This window comes from Sorangium sp. So ce204 (genome assembly GCF_051526795.1).
Classification (GTDB): domain Bacteria; phylum Myxococcota_A; class Polyangia; order Polyangiales; family Polyangiaceae; genus Sorangium; species Sorangium cellulosum_B.
The window spans coordinates 13137839-13163823 of the sequence record NZ_CP150317.1 but is presented as its reverse complement, the minus strand read 5'-3'; the positions used below and the strand labels follow the sequence as shown (position 1 = coordinate 13163823).

Annotated in this window: 13 protein-coding genes; 8 read left to right on the top strand and 5 right to left on the bottom strand. The window is 70.9% G+C overall.

Features of this window, described 5'->3' with window-relative positions:
* The first annotated feature begins 207 nt into the window (after positions 1–207).
* Positions 208–5337 carry an AAA family ATPase gene (locus WMF22_RS49890; protein WP_438034322.1) on the top strand — a complete coding sequence of 1710 codons (5130 nt, stop codon included), beginning with the start codon at positions 208–210 and terminating at the stop codon, positions 5335–5337.
* A gap of 82 nt (positions 5338–5419) precedes the next feature.
* On the opposite strand, the gene WMF22_RS49885 is transcribed toward WMF22_RS49890, so the two are convergent.
* Together WMF22_RS49885 and WMF22_RS49880 are read right to left on the bottom strand one after the other, a co-directional pair.
* Positions 5420–8956 (bottom strand): PHP domain-containing protein, encoded by a 3537-nt coding sequence (locus WMF22_RS49885; RefSeq protein ID WP_438034321.1) that lies wholly within the window; start codon positions 8954–8956, stop codon positions 5420–5422.
* Positions 8957–9110: 154 nt separating this feature from the next.
* Positions 9111–10127, bottom strand: coding sequence for a porin (locus WMF22_RS49880; RefSeq protein ID WP_438034320.1), 1017 nt, complete (start codon positions 10125–10127; stop codon positions 9111–9113).
* 927 nt (positions 10128–11054) lie between these two features.
* On the opposite strand from WMF22_RS49880, the gene WMF22_RS49875 reads away from it, so the two are divergent.
* From WMF22_RS49875 to WMF22_RS49865, 3 genes are all read left to right on the top strand, one after another.
* The gene (locus WMF22_RS49875; RefSeq protein ID WP_438034319.1) at positions 11055–11510 is read left to right on the top strand and encodes a hypothetical protein; all 456 of its coding nucleotides are present in this window, start codon (positions 11055–11057) and stop codon (positions 11508–11510) included.
* Between the two features lie 552 nt (positions 11511–12062).
* Positions 12063–13340, top strand: coding sequence for an AAA family ATPase (locus WMF22_RS49870; RefSeq protein ID WP_437296869.1), 1278 nt, complete (start codon positions 12063–12065; stop codon positions 13338–13340).
* The gene (locus WMF22_RS49865) at positions 13337–14020 is read left to right on the top strand and encodes a hypothetical protein (protein ID WP_438034318.1); all 684 of its coding nucleotides are present in this window, start codon (positions 13337–13339) and stop codon (positions 14018–14020) included. Before WMF22_RS49870 ends, WMF22_RS49865 begins: the two co-directional genes overlap by 4 nt.
* A 37-nt stretch (positions 14021–14057) precedes the next feature.
* On the opposite strand, the gene fumC is transcribed toward WMF22_RS49865, so the two are convergent.
* Entirely contained in the window at positions 14058–15455 is a 1398-nt protein-coding gene (gene fumC, locus WMF22_RS49860; RefSeq protein WP_438034317.1) for a class II fumarate hydratase, read from the bottom strand.
* Positions 15456–15644: 189 nt separating this feature from the next.
* Between fumC and WMF22_RS49855 the strand changes: the two genes are divergently transcribed.
* Positions 15645–16637 carry a fatty acid desaturase family protein gene (locus WMF22_RS49855; RefSeq protein ID WP_438034316.1) on the top strand — a complete coding sequence of 331 codons (993 nt, stop codon included), beginning with the start codon at positions 15645–15647 and terminating at the stop codon, positions 16635–16637.
* A gap of 13 nt (positions 16638–16650) precedes the next feature.
* Here WMF22_RS49855 and WMF22_RS49850 read toward each other — a convergent pair whose 3' ends face one another.
* A complete protein-coding gene (locus WMF22_RS49850) occupies positions 16651–17517 on the bottom strand; it encodes a hypothetical protein (protein WP_438034315.1) in 867 nt (288 codons plus the stop codon).
* Between the two features lie 107 nt (positions 17518–17624).
* Here WMF22_RS49850 and WMF22_RS49845 point away from each other — a divergent pair, with 107 nt between their 5' ends.
* Both WMF22_RS49845 and WMF22_RS49840 read left to right on the top strand, forming a co-directional pair.
* Complete coding sequence (locus WMF22_RS49845) at positions 17625–21686, top strand: RHS repeat-associated core domain-containing protein (RefSeq protein ID WP_438034314.1); 4062 nt, start codon at positions 17625–17627, stop codon at positions 21684–21686.
* An 8-nt stretch (positions 21687–21694) separates the two neighbouring features.
* Positions 21695–24130 carry a hypothetical protein gene (locus WMF22_RS49840; protein ID WP_438034313.1) on the top strand — a complete coding sequence of 812 codons (2436 nt, stop codon included), beginning with the start codon at positions 21695–21697 and terminating at the stop codon, positions 24128–24130.
* Positions 24131–24242: 112 nt separating this feature from the next.
* Here the strand turns inward: WMF22_RS49840 and WMF22_RS49835 are convergent, their stop codons facing one another.
* Positions 24243–24818 (bottom strand): TetR family transcriptional regulator, encoded by a 576-nt coding sequence (locus WMF22_RS49835; RefSeq protein WP_437296861.1) that lies wholly within the window; start codon positions 24816–24818, stop codon positions 24243–24245.
* Between the two features lie 292 nt (positions 24819–25110).
* Between WMF22_RS49835 and WMF22_RS49830 the strand changes: the two genes are divergently transcribed.
* The gene (locus WMF22_RS49830) at positions 25111–25962 is read left to right on the top strand and encodes a ketopantoate reductase family protein (protein ID WP_438034312.1); all 852 of its coding nucleotides are present in this window, start codon (positions 25111–25113) and stop codon (positions 25960–25962) included.
* Positions 25963–25985: the final 23 nt, after the last annotated feature.

Below are 25985 nucleotides of genomic sequence, written 5' to 3'. Positions count from 1 at the left end.
AACGAACCTGGGCGATTGGCGTCGAGTACTCCGCACCACACACAACGACAGGCAACGCGACGTTGAATCGTGACACAGCACACGTCGCGCCCCCCGCCTTTGTTGAGTGAACCCGCAGAGGCCCATTCTATACTGTTCCTCCCCGGACGTACCCGGCCGCACGGGACGTGCGGGCGAGGCCATCACGAGGTGGAGCGCAAGCACGTAATGACCACCACAGCACCGTTCGATCTGCCAGGACACGTCGTCGAGCAGCTGATCCATGAGGGCGGCAAGACCCACGTTTACCGTGCCCGCCGCGCCGCGGATCAGCGGCCGGTCGTCATCAAGACGCTGAAGGGGGAGCACCCGAGCGTCCGCGATCTCGCCCTGTTGCGGCACGAGTTCAGCCTCCTGCGCGATCTGGATCTCGAGTCCGTGGTGAGGGTGTGCTCGCTCGAGAGGACGCGCGGCGGCCTCGCCCTCGTCACGGAGGCGGTCGAGGGCACGACCCTGAGGGCGATCCTCGACGATCGCCGGCTGGATCTCCGCGCGGCGCTTTCGCTCTCGACGGCCATCGCCGACGCCATCGGCGCCGTGCACCGCTGTCACGTCACGCACAAGGACATCAATCCCAGCAACATCATCGTCAGCTCGGACATGCGCCGCGCCACGCTCATCGACTTCGGCGCCTCGTCGCGGCTCAAGCAGGAGTTGCAACAGTCGACCTCGGTGTCCACCCTGCAAGGCACGCTCGCGTACATGTCGCCCGAGCAGACAGGGCGCATGAACAGGGGCATCGACTACCGCGCCGACCTCTACTCGTTCGGTGTCACGCTGTATGAAATGCTGACCGGAGCCCTGCCGTTCCCGGACGGCGATCCGGTGGACGTCCTCTACAGCCACATCGCGCGGCAGCCCGCCCCGCCGCACGAGCTCCGCGGGGATGTCCCCCGGCCGGTCTCCGAGATCGTCATGAAGCTCCTCGCCAAGGCGCCCGAGGACCGCTACCAGAGCGCGTACGGCGTCAAGGCAGACCTCGCGGAGTGCCTGCGCTCCCTCGAGCAGACAGGCCAGGTCCACCCCTTCCCCGTCGGCCAGCGCGATCGCAGCCACGAGCTGCGCGTCCCGCAGAAGATCTACGGCCGGGACGCGGAGCGGGACCGGCTCCTCACCGCCTTCGAGCGGGCCCGCGCGGGCGCCGCGGAGCTCGTGCTCGTCTCCGGCTACTCCGGCGTCGGCAAGAGCGCGCTGGTCCACGAGACCTACAAGGCCATCGCCAGGGTCGGCGGCCACTTCGCCCACGGCAAGTTCGATCAGCTGAACCGCGGCGTGCCCTGCGCCTCGGTCGTCCAGGCGTTCAGGGGGCTCGTGCAGCAGCTCCTCTCCGAGCGGACAGACGCGCTGGCCCACTGGAGAGCGGAGCTCGGCGCGGCGCTCGGCCCGAACGCCGGGCTCCTCGTCGACCTCATCCCCGAGCTCGCGCTCATCGTCGGCGAGGCGCCCGCTGTCGCGGCGCTCGGCCCCTCCGAGTCGCAGAACCGCTTCGACATGGTGTTCCGGAGCTTCCTTGGCGTGTTCGCCGCGCCGTCACACCCGCTCGTCCTGTTCCTCGATGACCTCCAGTGGGCGGACCCGGCGTCGCTCCGGCTGCTCAGGCTCCTGCTCACCGACGCCGACACACGCCATCTCCTGGTCGTCGGGGCCTACCGCGACAACGAGGTGAGCCCGGCGCACCCGCTCGTCATCACCCTCGACGCCGTCCGCGCCGCGAGCGCGGCCGTGACCGACATCCCCCTCGCCCCGCTCTCGCAGGACGACGTGACGGCGCTCGCCTCGGACGCCCTCGGACGCGCGGCGCAGGACGTCGCCCAGCTCTCCGAGCTCATCCACGACAAGACGCTGGGCAACCCGTTCTTCATGGGGCAGTTCCTGCGCATGCTGGGCGACGACGGGCTCCTCCTCTGCGATCCGGAGACCGGCAGATGGACATGGGATCTCGCAGCCATCGAGTCGCGGGCCGTGACGGACAACGTCGCCGACTTCATGATCGCCAAGCTGCAGAGGCTCGCGCCGCCCACCCAGCGCGCCCTGACGCTCGCCGCGTGCATCGGGCACCGGTTCGACCTGCGCACGCTCGCGACGATCTCCGAGCTGCCGGCCGCGCAGGCGGCGCAGGATCTCTGGGCGGCCATGCAGGAAGGGGTCCTGCTCCCCATCGACGCCGACTACCGGCTCGTTCACCCGGAAGACCCCTCCCACGGCGAGCCCGCGACCGACGCGTCGCTCGCCGTCTCCTACCAGTTCTTGCACGATCGCGTCCAGCAGGCGGCCTATGCCCTCATCGCGGACGAGCACAGGTGCGCCGCCCACCTGCGCGTCGGCCGCCTGATGCTGGCCAGCCAGCGCGGGGAGCCGCAGGAAGAGCGGCTGTTCGACACGGTGAATCATCTCAACGATGGCGCCGCCCTCATCGCCGATCCCGGCGAGCGCGATCTGCTCGCGCGCCTGAACCTGCGCGCCGGGAGGAAGGCCAAGGGCTCGACCGCGTACGGGGCCGCGGCGGAGTACTTCAGCGCCGGGCGGAGCGCGCTCGGAGACGACGGCGCCTCGGGGGATCACGCGCTGCGCTGGGCGCTCACGCTGGAGGCGGCCGAGTGCGAGTACCTGTGCGGCCGCTTCACCGAGGCCGAGGCGCTGTTCCAGCGGCTGCTCGAGGTGGCGGCGTCGGACCTCGATCGGGCGCGGGTCCAGAGCCTGCGGATGAAGCTCTATCAGGTCGCCGGCCGCTACGACGAGGGCGTCACCGTCGGACAGGAGGCGCTGCGCCTGTTCGGCGTCGAGATCCCCGGGGCGAGCGAGGAGATCGGCGCCGCCGTCGCCGCCGAGGTCGCGCAGATCCCGGAGAGCATGGCGGGCAGGAGCATCGAGGACATCCTGCACGCGCCGCTGCTCGCCGACGAGCAGATCCGCGCGGTCATCAACCTGCTCGCCGACTGCGCTCCGTGCGCGTACATCGGGCGGCCGGGCGTGTTCCCGCTCATCGCGCTGAAGATGCTGAACCTGTCGCTGCGGCACGGCAACACCGAGGCGTCGTGCTTCGGCTACAGCGTGTATGGGCTCATGCTCGTCGCGGCGTTCGGCGATATCCCGTCGGGATTCCGCTTCTCGGAGATGTCGATCCGGCTGAACGAGAAGCTCGGGGACGTCGCGCTGCGGGGGACGCTGCTGCACCTCCACGGCGATCACATCAACTTCTGGGTCCAGCACATCCGGAACGATCTCCCCATCCTGGAGCGGGCGTTCCTCGCGTGCATCGAGGCCGGCGACCTGGTGTACGCGAGCTACCTGGCCTTCGAGACCGTCTGGCAGGTCTACGAGAAGGGCGATCCGCTGGCGGAGGTCGACCGCGTCGCCGAGCGCTTCGCGTCGTTCGCGCGCAAGACAGGCAATCACGCCGTCCTCGAGACGATCCGGCTGGAGCAGCAGTTCCTGCGCAGCCTGAAGGGGCTCACGGCGGCCGACGCCTCGCTGAGCGAGGAGGGCTTTGCCGAATTCTCGGAAGAAGCGTGCCTGGCCGCGCTCACCCGGGCGAGCTTCGGGTGCGGTATCGCCTTTTACCACATCATCCGGCTCATCCTCCTCTATTCCCACGGCCGCCTCGAGGAGGCGCTCGCCGCCGCGGAGGCGGCGCGCCCGGTGCTCGGGGCCGTCATGGCGATGCCGATCGAGGCGACCTACCACTTCTATCTCGCGCTCACGCTGGTCGCGCTCGGCGAGCGCGACGCGCGCGAGCGCGAGCGGCACGCCGGGGCGCTCTCCGCGTCGCTCGAGAAGCTCGAGCTCTGGGCGCGCCATTGCCCCGACAACTTCCGCGTGAAACACGTCCTGGTCCTGGCCGAGGCGGCGCGCGCCTCCGGCCGCGACGTCGAGGCGATGGGGCTCTACGACGACGCCATCGACGCCGCCCGCCAGAGCGAGTTCGTGCAGTACGAGGCGCTCGCGTCGGAGCTTTCGGGCCTCTACTACGCTCGCAAGGGCCGGCGGCGCATCGCCGCGCTCTACCTGGACGCGGCGATGCACGCCTACCGGCAGTGGGGGGCAGAGCGGAAGGCCGCGGAGCTCGCCCGGCAGCACGGGCTCGACCCGCTCCCCATCGCACGAGGGCCCGCGGCGGAGCACGAGAAGGCCGCCGCGAGGACGAGCTCCCTGTCGGTGAGCCACCCGCTCCTCCACAAGCTCGCCGACGTCGCGGCGGTGCTGCAGACGACGCAGGCGATCTCCAGCGAGCTCGTGCTCGGGAAGGCGCTCGACCGCGTGATGCGCGCCGTCCTCGCGAGCGCCGGCGGACAGCGCGGCTTCCTGGTGCTCGCGCGCGAGGAGCGATTGTTCATCGAGGCGTCCGTCACCATGGATCCGGAGTCGGTCGAGGTGGAGCTCCGGCGTCCGCTGGAGGAGTCGTCGGCCCTGCCGGTCAGCGTGGTCCACTACGTGGCGCGGACGCGAGAGCTGCTCATCCTGGACGACGCCGCGGCGAGCCCTCGCTTCGCGGCGGATCCCTACCTCGCCGCGCACCGGCCGAGGTCGGTGATGGGCCTCCCGCTCGTCCACCAGAACCGGCTCACGGGCGTGCTGTACGTGGAGAACGCGCTCGCGAGCGGCGCCTTCACCCCGGAGCAGACCGAGCTGCTCCGCCTCCTGGGCGCGCAGGTCGCGGCGGCGCTCGAGAACGCGCAGCTCTACGGCCGGCTGCAGGAGGTGTCCGACAGGCACCGCGCCATGAACGATCGGCTCGAGAGCGAGGTGCAGCGGCGCACCGAGGAGCTGTTCTCGGTCAACGAGCGCCTGTCGCAGAAGGCAGACGAGCTGAACCGGGCCAACGAGCTCTTGCTCGAGGAGCTCCGCGAGCGCGAGCGCGCCGAGCAGGCCCGGGCGGCGCTCCAGGAGGAGATCATCGGGGTGCAGCGGCTGCGCCTCTCGGAGATGGCGACGCCCATCATCCCGATCACCGATCGCGTCCTTGTCATGCCGCTCATCGGGACGATGGACGCGGCGCGCGCCGCGCAGGTGCTGGAGGCGACCCTCGCCGGCGTGGAGCGCCACAACCCGTCCACCGTGATCATCGACATCACCGGCCTGAAGCACGTCGACGCCGGGGTCGCCGACTCGCTGATCCGCACCGCCTCGGCGCTGCGGCTGCTCGGCGCGCAGGCGATCTTGACCGGGATGCAGCCGGAGGTCGCCCGGGCGCTCACGCAGGGCGGGATCGACCTCCGCGGCATCATCACCCGCTCGACGCTCCAGAGCGCCGTCGCCCACGCGATCACGCCGCCCCGGACCGCACGACCCCACGGATGAGCGGGCGGCGCGCTCCGCCGTCGCCCCCGCCCGTTGGTGAGGTCTGCGCGCGGGCCGCGCGCGCGCGGCCATCGTTTGGGCGCTACGGCGACGCCTGCTTGCCCTCGCAGCGGCCCAGCACGAAGATCCCGCAGACGCGCTCGTTCACCAGGCACTGCTGCCCTTCCGGGCACTGCGACGGATCGAGCACGGCCGGGTCGCACGGCCTCGCGCAGAACGGGGGCGGGCCGCGCGGGGCGTCGTAGGCGCCGTTGCCGTCGCGATCGAGGAAGATGGGGTTCGTGACCGCGTAGGGCACCACCGGGTACCAGTCGGGGACCGGCGGCGACGCCGTGAAGAACCGGGAGAGCGCCTCGACCTGCGTGAACGCGAGGCTCGCGACCCGGGGCAGCTGGAGCTCGCCGAACGACACCGGCAGCGCGACCGGCGTGAGGAGGTTCTCGTCGCGCAGGCCCATCGCCACCACGACGACCCAGCCGTCCGACGGCGGCGCCGGCAACTCGAGCCGCTCGTCGACGTCCACGATCGCCGACGGCCCCGAAGGCGGCTCGAGCACCCGGACAAGGCGGCCGCTCACGTAGACCTCGACGCGATCCACGCCGAACCAGCTCGCCGTCTCGATCCGCAGGTCGAGCGGCACCGTGTCGCCCGGGGCGCGCGCCACGCCGCCGAACGTCGCGCCGCCCACGCTCGCGCGGAGGAATGGCCCGTAGGTCGCGAACGCGCTGCCCGCGCGGAGCGCCCCGGTCGCCTCCTCGAGATCGAGCGCCGCCGGCTGGTCGGTCCGCGAGCGGAAATAGGTGCGCGGGAAGCCGGGCTCCAGCGAGGCGCCGTGGCTGTCGCTGCTCCCCACCTGCGTCGGCGAGAAGCCGTGGTCGAGGTAGCGGAACAGGTCGTCGACCTGGCCCGCGTGGAAGGTGCACGGCCGATCCGCGTCCTCCGGCGGGACCGCGCCGCCCTCACCTCCAAGGCAGAGCGCCTCCCCGTCGGCCGCGGTCCTGTCGAAGTCCCAGACGGCGTCCTGCTCCTCGGGTGTCCTCGTCAGGATCCGCTTGGTCACGCTCCAGGCGAGCGCCGAGCGGGCGCGCTGCTGGCACGCCGCGTACCGCTCGCCAGGCTTGCACGCCGGCAGGCCGAAAGGGAGCTCGGCGCACGCCGCGCGGAGCGACGCCTCGTCGTTCGCGGCGTCGATCCGGGACAGGCACCGGTTGAAATCGACGACCTCCTGCACGGTGGGGGTCCGGAGCAGATCGAGCCGCTTCCCGTTGAAGACCTCCATCGCGTCGAAATCGCAGCTGCCCGCCTGGAACAGCGGGTTGCTCGCCTCGAGCGTCGGGATCGACCGGCGCAGCGTGAAGGGGTCGACGCCGAGCTGGTCGATGTACCCGATGAACCCGTCGCGCGGATGAGCGACGATCACGAGCGCGTCCTCGCCCTCCGCCGCCGTGGCGCGCACCCCGTCGATCACGTCCCCGCCCGCGCGGCAGACCCAGTCGAAGGCGCCGTGATCCGGCACGTCGAGCTCGTCGTAGCGGAGCGGGAAGCCGATGAAGTGCCCGAGCTCGAGCGTCGAGACCTCGGCGCCGACCGCCGTCTTCAGGTGCGGCTCGAGCCCCAGCTGCCTCACCGCGGGCGCGAGATCCGTGTGCACGTCGTGGTCGGTGGTCACCGCGACGTCGAGACCCTCGACGACCGCCGAGGTCACCCGCTCCTCGAGCGGCAGGCCGCTGTCGAAGCTCGGGCGCTGGTGCAGGTGCATGTCGATCGACATCCAGCCCGTCGAGTCGACCTCGCGCGGCACGACCGCCTCGATCCGCCGGACCTCCCCGGCGCGCACCTCGAGGTCGGGGATCTCGAACCGGCCGAACTCGGGCCCGCGCGTGGCGAGGACGCGGTAGCGCCCGGGCTCGATCTCGACAGCGCCCTCGCCCGTCGCCGATCGCTCGATCTGCCGGACGCCGCTGCCGAGGCGGCCGTGGCCGAGGTAGACCCGCCTCGTGCCGTCGCCCTCGAGCGGCAGCCCCGCGGCGTCGAGCGCGACGAACGTCAGCTTGGCTGGCGCGAGCCGGCCGCCCTCGTCGACCACCCGGTACGCGATCCGCGCGGGGCTCGGCAGCTCCGCCGCCACCGAGACCGTGGCCCCGGCGCCGAGCGCCACGCGGATCGGCGCCGACACGGCGGTGCCCTCGGGGTTCTCGGCGACGAGCAGGTAGCCGCCGGGCGCGAGCCGCGCGTGGAAGTCACCGTCCTCCACCGGATCGAGCCCGAGGTCGGCGTCGATGGAGCTGAGCAGCCCCACGTCCCCCGAGCGCGCGAGGTTCGCCTCGACGAGCGCGTCGACGCTCGCGAAGGCGGCGCCCGGGTCGGGGTCGCGGAAGACGTGGACCCGCGCGTTCGGCACGGGCGCGCCCGTCGACCGCCACCGCACGGCGCCCTCGAGCGATCCGGTCGGCGTGCCCCGGGCGCCGTAGACCACCTCGGCGACGCTCGCGACGTCGCCCTCGCCCACGGCGAAGTAGCGCTCGTAGGTGAACGACCGCTTCCTGTCGCACGCCTCGTCGTCGGAACCCGCCGCGAGGCAGCTCCGCCCGGCGCTCAGGAAGGCCGTCGCCGCGCTCGTGAAGACGGGGACGTTGACCGTGGAAGGCGGGCCGCCCTCCGTCGCCTTCGTGAAATAGCCGTAGCTGACGTCGCCGCCCGCCGCGGCGACGAAGTCGAAGCCGAGCGGCTGCTGGAACGTGTCCCGGCCGGCGAAGAGGGCGTCGAACACCGCCTTCTCCTCGTCGAAGCCCATGCCGGGGCCGAAGATGTCGTTCTGGTTGCCGAAGAAGACGAAATCGCCGGCGACGATCCCGCCCTTGCGCTCGGGATCTCCGTTCCGCTCGTCGCCAAGGATGCCCCTGAAGATGTCCGAGGGTCCCGCGTAGTTGTCGAGCGAGAGCGGCTCCCCGCAGGCGCACGCGGGGCAGCCGTCGCCGCCCGCCGCGAGGCCGTCCTCGCACTCGAGCGCGCACGAGGCGACGCTCGGGCACCCGAGCACCTCGTCCGGCAGGAGGAGCGTCGTGCGGATCGTGACGAACCGCTCGCCCGGGCGCAGGACGTAGTCGGTGCGGAAGCGCATCGCCGGCTTGAGGCCGTCGAACAGGAGGCCGAGCAGGTCCTCCTGGGTCTTCAGCACGCCGAGCGCGTGGAAGAGGAAGCCGCCGTCGCCCTCGACCCGGACGACCGCCTCCTGCCCGTCCGAGCCGTCGTTGACAACGAAGACCTCGGTGGCGCCCGGATCGGGCACGAGCAGGTTGGCGACCGGGAACGACTCGGCGAAGCGGTCGCGGCCCGACGCGCTCGCGAAGCGCGGATCGGGGCGGCGCAGGTCGGCGTCGACAAGCGAGCCGCCGTAGACGCCCGGCCCCGGCGAGTGGCGGGGGCCGAGGATCGCGACCCGGATCTCGTCGTTTTCCAGGAGGAAATCGCCGACATCGGCCATCGCCACCGGGCCGCCGACCAGCTCGAACCGGTTCTCGATCGGCTTGGCGCGCAGGAGGTTCGGATCGTCGCAACCGACCAGGCCGACCGGGCCGAGGAGGGCGACCAACGCGAGGGCGGAGCGGCGTTTTCGCATGGCGGACTGCTAGAGCGACAAACGGGTTGAAACCCCAGAAAAGAACAGGAATTTGAACCGCCAAGCGCGCCAAGGACGCCAAGATTGTGTTTTGTTCTTGGCGTCCTTGGCGCCTTGGCGGCTCATTTCTCGCTCGATCAACGTGATCGGTGTCCTAGAGGTTGAGCTGCAGCTGCAGCGCCACGGCGTCGTTGTCCAGCGCTATGCCGTGGCGCTCCTGCCGGTGGGTGAAGTCGACCTGCGCCTTGAGCGTGTTGTCGATGAAGTGGTAGCTCGCGCCGGCGGTGAGGGCCCAGCTGTCCGTCTCGTCCGATAGATCGAGGTTGGGATCGAGCCACTCGAACCGCGCGTTCACGCCGAGCTTGATGCGCTTCACGAAATACCCCACCTCGCCGACGAGCCCTATCGACGTGACCGGGGCGAGCTGGCCGAGCGGCTGCGTCGGGGTGCTCTCGGGGTCGCTCTGGTTCCAGAGGAGCTCGGCCAGCGCGTGCGCGCCCGCGGCCTGGACCAGGACGTCGGCGCCAATGCCGTGGATGTCGCGCGTCCCGCCGTCGCTGAAGAAGTAGCTCGCGCCTGCGCCGACGCGGAGGCGCGAGACGGCGAGGTCCTGCACCGAGCGCGGGAGGGGGCCGAGCGGCTCGGTGGCGAGCCGCGCGACGTAGGCGACGTTGTCGAAGCGGTTGCCGAAGCTCGCGGCGTTCTCGACGTAGCCGGCGAAGAACTGATCCGAGCGCTGGAAGCCGTTGAACATGCCGGCGAAATAGCTGAACGCCCTGCCCCGGAGGTGCCCCTCGACGTGGAGGCCGACCTGGCGGGCGGGCGCCATGGCGCGCACGGCGAGGGGCCGCTCGATGAGCGCGCCCTCGCCGGCGCCGGCCATCGCGGAGCGGCTGAACGGCACGTCGTGCGCGCCGAAGTAGAGGTTCGCGAACGGGAAGTGGGCGTAGCCGATCCACGCCTCGGAGAGCCGCGCCGAGCCGTCCGCGCCCCCGGCGAGCTCGCCCGAGACCGCGAACGGCACATACCCGGCGAGCCTCCCCGCGAAGCCGACGCGGGCGCGCCGCAGGCGGAACCCCTGCCCTTCGGCGACGTCGCCTGCCTGGAGGAAGGCGTCCTCGCCCACGTAGGGGACGGCCTGCGCCTGCACGAGCACGAGGGGAGAGAGCACGAGGCGGCCGATCGCCAGCTGGAACGGCGGTCCGCCAGCGGCCGGCGCGGAGGCCGATCCGGCAGGAGGCGGACTGGCCGCTGACGCGGGCGGCGCTGCTGCGGCGGGCGGCGCAGCGCTGGACGGCGCGGCGCCGGCAGGCGCGGCGCCTGCTGGAGGCGGGCTGGCGGCGGGCGCGCCTGGTGCGGCGACAGCGGACGGCGCGACGCCGGTAGGCGGTGCGCCCGGCGCGGCCGCCGGGGTGCCGGGCGCGGCGCCTGCAGGTGGCGTGGCCGGCGCGCCGCCGGGGGGAGCCGCGCCGGGCGGCGGCGCGACCGGGATGGCTGGCGCGACCGGGATGGTCGGCGCCGCGGGCGGGGGAACCGGAAGCGCGTCGGCGGCTGGAGGCTGGGCTGGCAGCTGCTGGGCGGGTTGCGCGCTGGCCTGCGGACACCAGAGCGCCACCGCTGCCAGAAGGAGAGCGGCGAGCGCAGCGCCGTCCGGCGCCGTGCTGCCCCCGCGGCGCCGCGGCCGGGCACATCGAGGATCCGTACCGCGACGAGTCCATGCGCAAGGTGTCATTGGCGTCCGTGCTGGCCGGCGGGCGAGAGGAATCGCGACGAACTCGGCGACAGCGCCGCTGGCAGGCGCCTTCGTCTATCCCACGTGTCGACAGGGTGTCAACGCGCCGCCTCGCACCCGCGCGCACCGGGCGTGTTGCCCTTTCCGGGCAGCTGCGATGGGCGTACACTGATCGCTCCCGAACCCCGCGGCGCTCGACGTCGATCGCCGCCCGTTCCCGGAGGCGGGCTCGCCCCGCCGCCGCGCGGAAGGCCGGAATGACCGGCGCTCCGCGCGGTCGACCTCTCGCTGGATGTCCGTCAGCCGCGCGAAGGCGCGCAAAGGAGGTGGTGAATGAGGGTGTGCAGGAGAGCGCATGGAGCTGCCGTGGCGCTGCTCGCGGTGCTGGCTGCGCCTGGCCTGGCGCAGGCGCAGGAGGTCGGGCCGCCGCCCCGGTCGCCCGCAGAGCGGACTGCGACGGTGCTGTCCGACGCACAGTTCAAGGCGCGGTTGGAGACGCTGGCAGCGGAGCTTCCGTCCGCGCAGATGGGACGTAACTGGAAGCGTGTGGTCGACGAGGCGCTACAGCGGGTGAGCGACTTGCCGCAGGCGAGCGCGCCGGCGCTTCCGTCCTCGGATATATTCCAGGATCCGGAGGCGCTGGTGGGGCTCGACGACCCGACGCAGGGGTTTCCGGAGGCGGGCGCGACATTCGAGCTGGGCCGCTATGAGGTCACGCTTGCGCCGGTGGTGCTCCCCGTGTCGCCGGTGGTCTGGAACCTGCCTGGCGAGCAGGGGATCCTTCCCGGCGCGCACGTCCGGCTGCCGTGGGCCGTTCCTTAGTCCAGCCTCCGGGTTGAGAAAAAACTCTGGCCGGAGGCTGTCGACAGCCTCCGGGTTGAGAAAAAACTCTGGCCGGAGGCTGTCGACAGCCTCCGGGTTGAGAAAAAACTCTGGCCGGAGGCTGTCGACAGCCTCCGGGTTGGGAAAAAACTCTGACGGGAGGCTCTCAACAGGGCTTTGCCCTGAGATCCTTGTTCTTGGGCAGGGTTTCTGGGCGAACGGACGGCTTCTAGAGCCCCCACGGCGCCCGAAGAGGGCGCTGGCTCTCCCCAGGCACCGTTCGCCACTGGGAGGCGGCTCGGCGAGATCGAGCGGGCCGTGCTGATGAAGCGGACGTGGGGCTTCGACTCGCTCCGCTCCCCCAGTGCGATCGCAAGGTTGCGGGCGCCCGCCAGCGCTTTCCCCTGCGACAGAGAGGTTGCCGTCTCCGCGGCCTCTGGTGTACGTCGGCAGACGCGGGCAACGGTTGCCCCGCGCTCGCGAGCCGCGCCGCCGACACGATGCCGGGCACCATCGACAAGAACCCGAAGCAGATGAAGCGAACCCGCGCCCATGCTTGAGTCGATTCACCTCAAGAACGTCGGCCCCGCGCCCGAGATGACGATGAATTTGGCGCCGAGGCTGAACCTCGTCACGGGGGACAACGGGCTCGGGAAGAGCTTCCTGCTCGACGTGGCGTGGTGGGCGTTGACGCGGACGTGGGCCCGTCACCCCGTCGTCCCCACGACGAGAGGCGCGTCGATCTCGTATTCGTACACAAAGAAGACACCCAGGCCCTACGCCTACACGAGCAAGTACGACCCCGCCTCCGAGCGATGGAGCGTGAGCCAGGGTCGCCCCGCGATCCCTGGGCTCATCCTCTATGCGCAGGTGGACGGCGGGTTCTCCGTCTGGGATCCGGCGCGGAACTACTGGACGGAAGACGCGCCCGATCGCCCGAACGCCTACCTTTTTTCGGCGTCCGAGGTCTGGGCAGGGAACCAATACTGCGAGGGCCTGCTTCGCGACTGGGGTTCGTGGCAACGCGAGAAGAGCCGTCCCTTCGAGCTCCTGAGCAAGGTCCTCGGAGCGCTGTCGCCATCGAGCGACGAGAAGGAGAAGCTCCAAGCGGGCGATCTACGCAAACTCACGGTGAGCGACCCGCTCAGGTACCCGACCTTGCGCATGCCCTACGGCGAAGACGTCGCCGTCATCCACGCCTCGGCCGGGATGCGCCGGATCATCGCGCTCGCCTACCTGCTCATCTGGACGTGGGAGGAGCACCTTGCCTCTGCGAAGGTGCGCGGCGAGCCACCGGCGAGAGAAGTCGTCTTCCTCATCGACGAGATCGAGGCCCACCTGCATCCGCAATGGCAGCGACGCATCGTACCGGCGCTCTTGCAGGTGATGGACATCCTCACCGGGCAACACGGTTCGCGTGTCCAGCTCGTCGCCGCGACGCACTCCCCGCTCGTCCTGGCTTCGGTCGAGCCTCTCTTTGACGCCGACAAGGACGCCTGGTTCGATCTCGATCTGGACCGCACGAGCAAGCCCTATTCCGTCAAGCTGACGCCGCGGACCTACGTGCGCCACGGCGAGATCGGCAATTGGCTCACGAGCGAAGCGTTCGATCTGAAGGAGCCCAGATCCCTCGAGGGCGAGCGAGCCGTGAAGACGGCTCTGGCGCTGATGGACCGAGAGGCGGCCTCCGACGCCGCCGTCGTCGCTGCGGACAAGGCGCTGAGAGACGCCGGTCTGCCCGACATCGACCCGTTCTGGGTGCGATGGGGGTACTTCCGCGACCGTCGAGCAAAACAGGCACCGGCGAAGCCGAGGCGGAAGCGGGCGTGATCCCGGTTGTCCTGGCCGCCGAGCCGCCCAGCTTCGATGCTCTCGTTCGCAAGCGAGGCAAAGAGGCGATCGCGAGGCTCTTGGGCAAGCCTGTGAAGGGCAAGGGGGGCCGCAAGCCGAAGAAGACCTACCCTCGCGAAGAGGACATCCCTTCGGAGAAATTCCCGGCCCTCTGGCGTCAGCCTCGTGAAGCTGACAGCAAGAGCACGCTCGACGACATGATGGACCTCTACGGCCAGCGGTGCGCGTACCTCGCCATGCACATCGAGAAGGCGACGGGAAGCCCGACGGTCGACCACTTCATCCCGACGTCGGCGAACTGGCGCCTCGTCTACGAGTGGTCGAACTATCGGCTGAGCGCCGCCTGCGTGAACACGGCCAAGGATGTGCTGGATGTGGTGGACCCATTCAAGGTGCAGGCAGGATGGTTCGAGCTCGACTTCGCGACGTTTCACGTTCAGCGAGGACGCGGCGCGCCGAACGCGCAGCATGCGAAGATCGACAACACCCTGCCCATGTTGAACCGTCGTGAATGTTGGCAACAACGGGAAGAATACGTGAAGCTCTATCGGCTCGGCCCGGGAAACAAGGGGATCGATCTCCCGTTCCTGGAGCACCGCGCGCCCTTCATCGCGTCCGAGCTGCGGCGCCAAGGGATGCTCGTGCGAGGTGACGCCTGAGGCTCGCGCCCGGTTGGCGCTTCCGTCCGCTGCGGCCTCACCCCTCCCCGGAAGGCCCGATCATCCTCTCCGGCCGAACGATCTCGTCGAACTTCCCCCCGTCGAGGATCCCGAGCGCGAGCGCCGCCTCGCGGAGAGTCGTCCCTTCCGCGTGCGCCTTCTTGGCGATCTTCGCCGCGCTGTCGTAGCCCACGTGCGGGTTCAGCGCGGTCACCAGCATCAGGCTCTCGCGCAGGTTCCGCTCGATGCGCTCGCGGTTCGGCTCGATGCCCCGCGCGCAGTGCTCCTCGAACGACGCGCAGCCGTCGGCCAGCAGCCGGATCGACTGCAGCACGTTGTGCACGATGAGCGGCTTGTACACGTTGAGCTCGAAGTTGCCGCTCGCCCCGCCGATGCCGACCGCGACGTCGTTGCCGAGCACCTGGGCGCACAGCATCGTCATCGCCTCGGCCTGGGTGGGGTTCACCTTCCCCGGCATGATCGAGCTGCCCGGCTCGTTCTCCGGGATCGTGATCTCGCCGATCCCGCAGCGCGGCCCGCTCGCGAGCCAGCGGACGTCGTTCGCTATCTTGGTCAGGCTGCAGGCGAGCACCTTCAGCGCGCCGTGCGCCGCGACGAGGGCGTCGTGCGACGCGAGCGCCTGGAACTTGTTCGGCGCGGTGACGAAGGGCGCCCCCGTGAGCTCGGCGATCCTGGCGGCGACCTTCGCCGGAAACTCCGGGTGGGCGTTGAGCCCCGTCCCGACCGCCGTGCCCCCGAGCGCCAGCTCGTGGAGCGGCGGGAGCGCGCGCTCCACCGCGGCGATGCCGGCGTCGAGCTGCGCCACGTAGCCGGAGAACTCCTGCCCGAGCGTGAGCGGCGTCGCGTCCTGCAGGTGCGTGCGGCCGATCTTGACGATGTCCACGAACGCCGCGCTCTTCTGCGCCAGGGTCTCGCGCAGCCGGCGGACCTCCGGGAGCAGGCGCCGCTCGATCTGGAGCGCGGCGACGACGTGCATGGCCGTCGGGAACACGTCGTTCGAGCTCTGCGACCTGTTCACGTCGTCGTTCGGGTGGACCGGCGATTTCGAGCCCATCACGCCGCCGCTCATCTCGATCGCGCGGTTCCCGATGACCTCGTTCACGTTCATGTTGGTCTGGGTGCCGCTGCCCGTCTGCCAGACGACGAGCGGGAAATGGTCGTCGAGCTTGCCGTCGATGACCTCGTCGGCCGCCGCGACGAGGAGCGCGCACCTGTCGGCCGGCAGGAGCCCCAGATCGCGGTTCACGAGCGCCGCCGCCTTCTTCACGGTGGCGAGCGCGGCGATCATCTCCCGCGGGAAGCGCTCGCCCCCGATCCGGAAGTTCTCGAGGGAACGCTGCGTCTGCGCCCCCCAGTAGCGGTCGTCCTGCACCGCGATCGGCCCGAAGCTGTCTTTCTCGATGCGCGTCCCCATGGCCGCGTCTTAGCGGCGGCGAACGCGCCCCTCAAGCGGCGCGAAGCCCTGTCGCCGGCCCGCGCGCAGGCGCGTAGGCGCATTCGCGCCGCGGGGGCAAAAAGCGGGCGTGCTCTTGTTTTCCCGCCTGTTTTTTGCGAAGTTCCGGGCCGCGCACGCGCGAGAAACACGGAGATCAGCATGGCCGGCATGGACACAGTACCGCGGGAGCTGCTGCAGGCTGCCTACAGGCGCAACCCGATTCACCTGCTCAAGATCCCGCTTCATTTCGCCATCTGGGCCGCGGTCACGTGGGTGCTGTACGCGACGCAGCACCACCCGCTCGCCATCCCGATCGGGGTCGCCTGCTCGTGGTTGATCGCCAACATCGTCCGCGGCCTCGGCGCCGTGGCGCACGACGCCGTCCACGGCAGCTGCTCGCGCTCGAAGCTCGCCTCGTACGTCATCGCCCTGCTCTGCTGGGCGCCGACCGGCATGAGCGTGACGCTGTACACGAACTACCACCTTCATCATCACAAGATCGCGAACACGTACCCTGACGTCGACAACTTCGTGGTCACGGATTACACGCGGAACCCCGTCCTCGCGAGGCTCCTGCTCCTCGCCGTCTACACGTTCGCCTATCCGCTCTACTTCCTCGGCTGCATGGCGCGGTACGTGAAGCGGCTGTCGCCGCTCCAGCGCGTCAAGATGAACGTGGAGCTCCTCGGCTTCTACGGGCTCATGGCCTTCTTCTTCTGGGTCATGCCGCTCCAGGTGTTCTTCTTCTTCTATGTCCTGCCGTTCGTCTTCGGCGCCATCCTCGCCAGCGTGACCTCGATGATCGAGCACTACGAGATGCTCCCGGGGGAGGACGCCTACAGCTCTCGCACCTACGGGACGAGCGCGCGCGTCACGAACTTCCTCTGGAACAACGTCACGTACCACAACGAGCACCACAAGTTCCCGGGCATCCCGTTCTACAACCTGCGCAGCTTCCACGAGGCGGCGTATCCCTACTACGATGAGCGGGTGAAGTCCGCCTGCCACCCGTCGATCGTCGGCGTCGCCCTCTCGCTGTACGGCCGTATCCTGAAGCTCGACATCGCGAAGCTCGACGAGCGGTACCGCGGCCTCAACAAGGACGACGAGCGGCGGAAGATGATGGCGCTGAACGGCATCCAGCCCGGCGCGACCGCCTGAGCTGGACGAAGGCTCAGTCCGCGGCGAAGCAGTAGATACGGCCCGCGCCGCCCACCGCCACGAGCTGCTGCTGGCTGCAACCCGCGGGGGCGTGCACGGAGTTCCACGAGTTGTAGGGGGCCTGGCTGTTCATGTTCGGACCGAGGCCGTCGGAGTGCCCCACCTGCGGCCCAGGCGTGGCGGTGGACGACGTCCAGTCGTTGCACGTGGCGGCCAGGGCCGTGCCGTCGGCCGCCGAGCCCGTGAGGATGTCGTGTTCGATCGGCGTGGGAGAGCCCTGCCACTGGCCGTTGATGCGGTTGCCCTTGTGATCGACGAAGAGCTCCGGGTTGCCGCCAGGCAATGCGTGCAGCGCCTCGACACTGGCGGCCACCGTGACCCCCTTGGCGTTGACCCAGGGCCCCTTGCCGATGCGATCGCGGGCATCCTCGGTGCTCGTGCTCAGGTACGCGCGCCACGTGCGGCCGCCGGCGCCCACTTCGGCCGCCAGCGCCTGGCAGGTCGCGTCCGCGCCGGCGATCCCTCCGAGATCGCCGCCGCTGTCGCTCGGGGTGGATACGAAGAAACCCAGCGATGACGTGCCCGGGTCCCCGCCGGCCCCGGTAGCGGGCCCGCCTGCTGTCCCCGCGCCGCCCTCGCCTGCGCCGCCCGAGCCTGCGCCGCCCGAGCCGCTCGTCGCACCCGCCCCGCCAGCGCCGCCTCCTCCGACGCCCGTGGTCCCGGACCCGCCGCTGCCCCCGGTACCGCTGCCCGAGGCGCTGCTGGCCGACGTGCTGCTGCTGGTCTGGTCATTGCTCGTACCGCTGGAATCGGATTCATCCGAGCAGGCCGTAGAGGTAACGAGGAATGCTGCGGAAAGGACGAGGTAGATCTTGTGCACGGCAGAGCTCCTGAAAGGGCGAATGGCGCGCACGATACCGACAGCTCACCCCTTGCCGCAACAGGATGCGCATTTCCGGCACTGTGCCCCCCTGTTACGCTCGCGCCATGGCGCGCACGGCCCCCGTCCCGAATATCCCCGCGATCCCCGGCATGAACCCCGGCGTCTTCATCATGGGCGGGGGCGGCGGCGGCGGCGGCAAGGGCGGCAAGGGCGGCAAGGGGAGCGGCAAGGACCAGGGCGCCGACGGCTCCGACGGGGGCGACGGCGCCAGCGGAGGGGGGAAGTCGGCATGCGGCGGCGCGGGCGGCGATGGCTCCGGCTGCCCGAACCACCACGGGTCGAAGAAGAGCGGAAAGGTGTCGAAGGGCGACCCGGTCGACGTCGCCACCGGCCGCGTGTTCACCGATCCCGTGGTCGACCTCGAGCTGCTCGGCCCCCTCGGCTTGCGGTTCGTGCGCCGCTACAGCACGAGCGCCCACGAGCGCGACATCGGCCTGGGCTTCGGCTGGATGCACTCGTTCGCGTGGGCCGTCGAGGTGCGACGCCAGACCACCGTGCTGTGGACCGACACGGGCGCGGCGGTCTCGTTCGACCCCATCGCCGAGGGGGACGCGGGCGTCGGCCCCGACGGCTGGGTCCTGACCCGCGACGCCAGCGGGTTCGTGCTCGATGACGCCGCTGGCACGTTCTACCTGTTCTCCGAACGCGACGGCGCGACATACCGCCTCTCCGCGGTACGCGACGCCCATGGCAACACGACGCGGCTCACCTACCGCGAGGGGCGTATCGAGTCGATCACCGACGCCGCGGGCCGCATGGTGCGCGTGCGGCGCGCGCCCGACGGCCGCATCGCCGCGCTCGATATCAAGAACGCCCCCGAGCGAGGGAGGTGGGTGACGCTCCGGAGCTACACCTACGACGAACGCGGCGACCTCGTCGCCGACTCGGACGCCGAGGGCTGCGTCACCCGCTACACCTACGACGATCACCGGCTGACATCGCGCACGGATCCCGAGGATCTCACGTTCCATTTCCGGTACGACGAGCGCGGCCGCTGCGTCGAGACCTGGGGAGATCACCCCGATCCGGAGCGCCTGGGCCTCGCGAAGGGCGTGCCCGATAGGCTCGCCGATGGCACGAAGGCGCGGGGGATCTACCATTGCGCGCTCGTCTATGGCGAGGATGGGTATTCGGAGGTGGCGGACTCGATCACCGTTCACCGCTATTTCGCCAACGAGTTCGGCAAGCTCGACAAGGCCGTTTCCGGCGGGGCCGTCTACTGCCGCACCTACGATGAAAATGGCAATCTCCGCTCGTTCACCAACCCGCTCGGGGCCACCACGACCTGGGTCCGCGACGCCCGCGGCCGCACGCTCCGCGTGAGCGATCCGCTGGGCCGCATCACCGTCATCGAGCGCGAGCCGGACGGGCACATCCGTCGCGTCACCGATCCAGGCGGCGGCGTCACGGAGGTGACGCGCACCCCGGGCGTCCTGTACTGGACCGATCCGATCGGCGCGACCTTCGAGGTCCGCATCGAGGCGCGGGGGCTCATCACGGAGACCGTCGCGCCGAACGGCGCGCGCACGCGCTTCGCCCACGACGCGCACGGCAACGTGATCCAGAAGATCGACGGGACAGGCGCCGTCACCGAGCACGTCTACGATTACTGGGGACGTTGCCTCTCGGTGCGCGACGCGCTCGGGCACATCACGTCGTACGCCTACAACGATCGGGGCGATCGCGTCGCCGTGCGCCACCCGGACGGGGGCGTGACCCGCTATGTCCACGACCGCAACGGGGACGTCGTGCGCGTCGATCACCCGGACGGCACCTCGACGCGCTTCGATCGCGGAGGTCTCCACAAGGTCTGCGCGATCCGGCGCCCGAACGGCGAGGTGAACCGGCTCGGATACGATCGCGAGGGCCACCTCGTGCAGGCCGAGAACGCGCGGGGGGATGTGTACCTCATGCGCTACGACACAGCGGGCCGCATGGTGTACGAGCGGACGTTCGCCGGGCTGGAGAAGTACTACCGGCACGACATGGCCGGGCAGCTCCTCCACGAGAAGACCGGCGCAGGCGAGCTCACGGAGTTCACCTATGACGCGGCCGGACAGCTGGTACGGCGCACCCTGCCGGACGGGGCCACGGAGTCGTTCGAGTACGATCATTGCGGCCAGCTGATCGCCGCCGTCACGCCCGCCGGGGAGCTCACGTTCACGCGCAATGCCGTGGGCTGGGTCGTGGAGGAGCGGCAGATCGCGTCGGGGGAAGCGTTCTCCGTGCGGCGCACGTACGATCTCATGGGCAACGTCGTGCAGCGGACGACGTCGCTGGGCCACTCGGCCGCCTTCGCGCGGGACGCCTGCGGCCGGGCCACGCAGGTGGTGCTGGACGGGCGCACCGCGGTCGGGGTCGCGCACGACGCGCTCGGGCGCGAGATCGCCTGCGCGCTGCCGGACGGAGGGCGCATCCAGGTCGTCTACGACGCGCTCGGCCGCATGGCGCAGCGCTGGGTGGGCCACCCGGCGCAAGCCAGCGCGGGCGCCGGCCGGCCCGAGTGGGTCGGCCCTCGCCCGCCGGGGACGACGGTGTACCAGGCGTTCCGCTACGGGCCGTGCTCGGAGCTCGTCGAGTCGTGGGACGACGCGCTCGGCCGGAGGCTGTTCGAGCACGACCCCGCGGGACAGCTCCTGGGGATCCGCGATGAGCGGGGCCGGGGGCAACGCTTCGCGTACGACGCCGCGGGCAACCTCCACGAGCCGGACGGCGAGCAGCGCGCTTACGGCGCCGGGAACCGCCTGGTGCAGAAGGGCGGCACCACGTACGCGTGGGACGAGTCGGGCAGGCTCACGAGCGCGCGCGACGCGGAGGGGCGGCTGACGCGGTACAGGTGGAACGCCCTCGGGCTGCTCGCCGCGGTCGAGAGGCCCGACGGGAGGGTGGTCGAGCTCAGCTACGATCCGTTCGCGCGACGCATCGGGAAGCGCACGCTCGAGCGAGCGCCCGACGGGCGGCGGCGCGAGGTGTCGAGCGTGCGCTTCGTGTGGGACGGCGGCGTGCTCGTCCACGAGATCAAGCGCGTGGCGCAGGCGGCGGGGGATCCCGTGGTGGAGGAGCGCACGTACTGCTTCGAGGAGGCCCGGTACGCCCCCTGGGCCCACCGCGACACGCGCGTCGCGGACGGGCGGCGCGAGGAGAGCCCGTGGTTCCATTACCTCAACGACGACGTGGGCGCGCCGGAGCGCCTGGTCGGCCCCGCGGGCGAGGTGGTGTGCGAGCTCGACCGATCCGCGTTCAGCGCGAAGGTGAAGGAGGGCGGGCGGACCACCACGCCGCTCCGCTTCCCGGGCCAGTACGAGGACGAGGAGACGGGGCTCGTCTACAACCGCTACCGCTACTTCGATCCCGCGCTCGGCCGGTACCTGAGCGCGGACCCGGCGGGGCTCGACGGCGGGTTCAACGGCTTCGACTATGCCGGCAACGCGCCGACGCGGTTCGTCGATCCGAGCGGGCTGATGCCGTTCTCGACCGTCCGGAACGCGGCCGGGAAGAACCCGGAGGGCAAGGATTTCACCGATCCAAAGAACCGACGCGGGGTGGCGGCGGATATCGAGGGCAAGAGCCAGGGAGAGCGCGGCGGGCCGAACGCAGAGGCTCACCGCGAGAAGTTCGGCAAGGACGACGCCATCACCGAGGCTGTCAAGAACGCGCAGAGAGCGCGCGAGCCGCAGAAAACCCCGACGGGGGACACAACGTGCTCGGAGGTGGACGCGCTGCACAAGATGGCGCGCCAGATCCGCGCCGAAGGAAACGCCCAGCGAACCGCGAAGGGGAAACCTGAGATGACGAATGAGGAGGTGCGCGCCGAGCTTCAGAAGCGCTTCAGGAACGGCGCGACGATCGAGACCACGAACGAGGATGGCGAGGGCATGGCGCCTTGCCCCATGTGCGCGCAGATCTTCCGAGAGCTCGGCCTCCATCCGGCCAACATCGGAGAGGACGCGAAGGGCGGCGTGCTCGGCCCGAATCAAAAGAAAGAGACCAAGGTGAACAAGACGGGTCGGTGGGACGGTACTTTCACGCAGAGCAGCCAGGATACAAACTCTCGACGAGAGAACATCCGGACGGTGCGCTCCACGACCCCCCCGTTCACCACCTGACGCGTGCGATGACAACCCCCCCGCCCCGGATCCCCGCCCCCGCGCCCGTCGAGCGCGCCTTCCGCTGCGCCTGGCGCGAGGCGTCGCGCACCAAGCTCGACACCGAGGAGCACACCGCGCTGGCCGCGCTCGGCCGATGGCTCGACGAGCCGGACCTGCCCTGTGCGATCTTGCACGGCCCGCGCCCGAGCCGGCGCGCGGTCGTGGCCGCCCACCTCGTCCGTGCGCAGCAGCAAGGCACCGCCTACGCTGCGCAGCTCGTGCCGATCGGGCCTGATCTCAGGCTCGAGCGCGACCTGGTCGCGCTGCTCACCTCGCGGCTGCGCGCCGATTATGTGGGCGGCCCACCTCGGCTATTGCGCACGCGGATCGCGGAAGAGCATCTGCGCGTGGGGCCGACAGAGGGCGAGCCGTCGCTGCTGCTCGCGATCACCGACGTCGAGGAGGCGGAACCGCTCGTCTCCTGGCCAGCGCTGTTCTCCGCCGTGGGTCCCCGCGTCAAGGTGCTCGCCACCGTCGAGGGCGACGACGCCACAGCCCGCGCGTGGATCTCGCGCCTCGGCTTCGATCTGGCGCGCACGCGGATCCATCCGCTGCCGGTGCGGCCCTGGCCTGTGCCGGGCGACCCCGCGGAGTTCCTCGAGACCGCAGGCGCCGCATCAGCCAAGCTCCTCGGCCTGCTCTCGGTCGCCTACGGCCGACTTCGCGACGACGAGATCACGACCGCCCTCGGGGCCCACATCGAGGGTGCCCTCGCCGGGATCGAGCCGCTTGTCACGGTCATCAAGGGCACGTACGCGTTCCGCTCGAACGCGGCCCGCCGCGACGTAGAGGCGCACCTCGACCACGACACGCGGGACGCGTCACGCCGCCGTCTACTATCGCTCCCGCCGGCCGGCTATCCGTGCGCCTACGCGCGCGCCCACCTGGAACACGCCGCCGCGCCGCTCCAGGCATTCGCCGCGCTGGTCACCGAGGAGCACCTCGCCCGCTGGATGGCCCGGCCCGAGGCCTACCTCGGCTTCGTCGCCGACCTCGAGCGCGTGCGCCGCCACGCCATCGAGCCGCTTCCAATGAGTCACGAGGCAACGGCCCTCGCGGTGCGCGCGGCCCTTGTCGAGGCGAGCGTGAACCAGTGCGCCCGCCGCAAAGACCACGGTGCCCCGGTGGGCGTCGAGCCGTTCGCTCGGAAGGCGCCGATCGCGGACGAGCGAGATCAGGCCAGGGCGCTCACTGCGCTCGGCGCGGCGATGACGGCCGGCCCGGCGCGCGCCGAGGTGCTCGCGTGGGCCACGGACGCCGCACGGCACACCACGGACGTCGAGTTCCGCGGGGATGTCCTCCTGAGCCTCGCCGACGTCGTCGGGGGCGAGGCGGGATACGCGTTCGCGCGGGAAGCGCTCGCCGCGTATCGGACCACGGAGAACGCGGAGGAGCGAGCGCGCCAGATGCTCTTCGTGGCGAAGTGGTTGCCTCAAGAGGAAGGGATCGCCGTCGTGCGCGAGGCGCTCGCCGTCCTCCGTGACAGCGGCGGAGATCCTGGCGATCTCGACCTGTTCGCCGACCGCTACCCGCGTGCGGTCGCCGAGGCGCTCTGGCCCGACGCGGAGGCGCTGCCTGGGCCCGCGCGGGCGCGAGCGCTCGCCGCGCTCGCGCGCGGCCTCGGCGATCCCGAGCGCGTACGCGCCGCCTTCGCCGCGGTGGAGCAGCACGTCAACCCGTACGACCTGCTGATGCAACGGACTCTCGCGGAGCTCGTGCCGTTCCTCGACGCCCCGGAGGCCCGCCGCGCCGCAGCGCTCGCACCCCAATTCGGCGAGCGCGCCGCCGAGCTCCTCGAGAGCCTGATCCCGCGCCTCCGGGCGCTGGGCGATCCCGCCGAGGACCTGCTCGAGGCGCTGCCAGTCGAGGCGCGCGTGCGTGCGCTGGCCCGGAGCCTCCCCTTCGCCGCGGAGCCGGCGCGGCAGCTGGCGCGGATCGACGAGGCCATCCAGCAGGCCGAGCCGCGCGAGCGCGGCTGGATGCTCTTCGACGTCTGCCCCTGGTTCGCGGCGACGGGCCACAGCGACGCGCTCCTCGCCGAGGTCGCGCTGCTCAGCGACGGTGGCCGCCTGACCGCCCTCGGCATCCTGGCGCGCCACGATCCCGCGCACGCCCCCGAGTTCACGCGTCAGGCCCTCCCACTGGCCCTGCGCTTCGGCGCCGACGAGCCGAGCCGCCTGCTCGACCTGGTCCCGCTGGCCCGCCATTTTCCGGCCGAAGGGGCCGTCGCCGCCATCGGCCTCCTGCTCGACGCGCTCGCAGGCGAATACCGCGGTGCCGCGCTCGCAGGCGACGGCGTGACCCTCGTGAAGCTCGCGCCGCTCATCGCCGCCCTCGCGGGCGACGACGGCCTGGCCGGCGCGGCGCACGAGGTGGTGCGGGTCGCCGCGTGGTTCCCCTGAGCGCCCCGGTGCTCGCATGCTGCCGTCGTCGCCTGCCGCGCGCGCGCCTCGACTGGCAGCGCGCCGGCGGCATCCTCGGCGGCGGATGGCGCCCGGGCCCGGCACGGACCAGCTACCGCTTCTTCGTCGCCATCGCCTTCACGACCGCGTCGACCGCCGTGACCAGCGAGCGCCTGAAGGCGTGCAGCCGCTGCTCCGCCGCCGATCCCTTCGCGACCGGCTGGTTTGGCGCGAAGCTGAACCAGGACATCGACAGCCCGAGGAGGAGGACGAACAGGTCCTCGGCGCACAGCTTCGGTGTCGCCCCGAGGTCGTAGGCCGCGGCGAGCTCCTGCACCTTGGCGGTCGCGACGTCGTGCTGCGCCTCGTCGGGGAGCTCGAGCTGCCTCCACATCATCATCCGCACGCTCTTCGGATTCTCGACCAGGTGATCGAAGACGCCTGCGACGAAGGCCGGCAGGTCCGACGGGTCGAAGGGCACGGCGTCGAACGCGATCTGGCACCGCTCGTCGAGCACGCTGCGGAACAGGCCCTCCTTGGAGCCGAAATAGGCGTAGATCGCCTGCTTGTTCGCCGAGGCCCGCTCCGCGATGCGGTCCACGCGCGCGCCGGCCAGCCCTCGCTCGGCGAACTCGTCGAGCGCAGCGTCGAGGAGCCTCTTCTTGGTCGCCGCCGAATCGTAGCGCATGGGTGGCTCCTTCATGGAGCACACGCCGTGGCGCGCGGCAAGGAGAGCGCGCCGCCGCCTCGCCCAGTTGACACGGCCAAGGCCGCTCCCTAGATTTAAACCATCCAGTTGGTTTAACGCCGATGCGCGCGCGCCATCGATGACGATGACGATGACGATGACGATGGCGCCGCGCGGTGTCGAGATTGCAGGCGCGGGCGTTGCCGGAGCGCCAGGGCGCTGCCGGCCGCGGCGCGGTGACGACAACGGCGCGCAGAGAACAGATCTTTCCACAGGAGCCACGGAGTAACGCATGAAGATTGCCATTGTCGGCGCCGGTAGGATTGGAAGCACCTTTGCCTTTCAGCTCGCGCGCGCGGGGCACGAGGTGACGGTGGTCGCCCGCGGAGAGCGGCTGGAGCAGCTGCGGCGGGACGAGGCGATCGTGAGCGCCTCGGGCGAGCGCGCGGCGGTGCGCGTGAGCGCCGCGCTCGACGCGACGACGGCGTGGGATCTGGTGCTCGTGACGGTGCTCGCGTTCCAGGTCGACGCCGTGCTCCCTGCGCTGACCGGGAGCGCGGCGAAGGCCGTGATGTTCATGTTCAACACCTTCGAGCCGCTGGGCCGCCTCCGAGAGGCGGTGGGCCCGGCGCGCTTCGCCTTCGGCTTCCCTGCGATCCTGGCGACCCTCGAGGACGGCAAGCTGACGTCGAAGGTCGTCACCCGAGGCATGGTCACCACGGTGACGGACGCGGCGTGGGCGAAGGTCTTCACGGACGCCGGCATTCCCGCCGTCGTGCACGCCGACATGGAGAGCTGGCTGCGCACGCACGCGGCGCTCGTCGCGCCGGCGATGGTGGCTATCGTCACGGCGCACGCGCGGAACGCAGGCGTGTCGTGGGCAGAGGCGATGCGCCTCGCGCGCGCCATGGAGGAAGGGCTCCGCTTGGTGCGCCACCTCGGAAACACCATCACGCCGGAGCCGATGGTGACGCTGAGCCGCCTGCCCACGCCGGCGGCGGCCGCGCTCCTGTGGGGGCTCAGCAGGGTCGACGCCGTCCGCAAGACGGGGGCCGTCGGGCCTGGCGAGCCGCGCGCGCTGATCGACGCGATGGCCGCCGCGGCGCCGGGTCAAACGCCGACGCTGCTCGCCATCCGCCCCTGAACCCCTGAAGGAGAAGGCAGCGA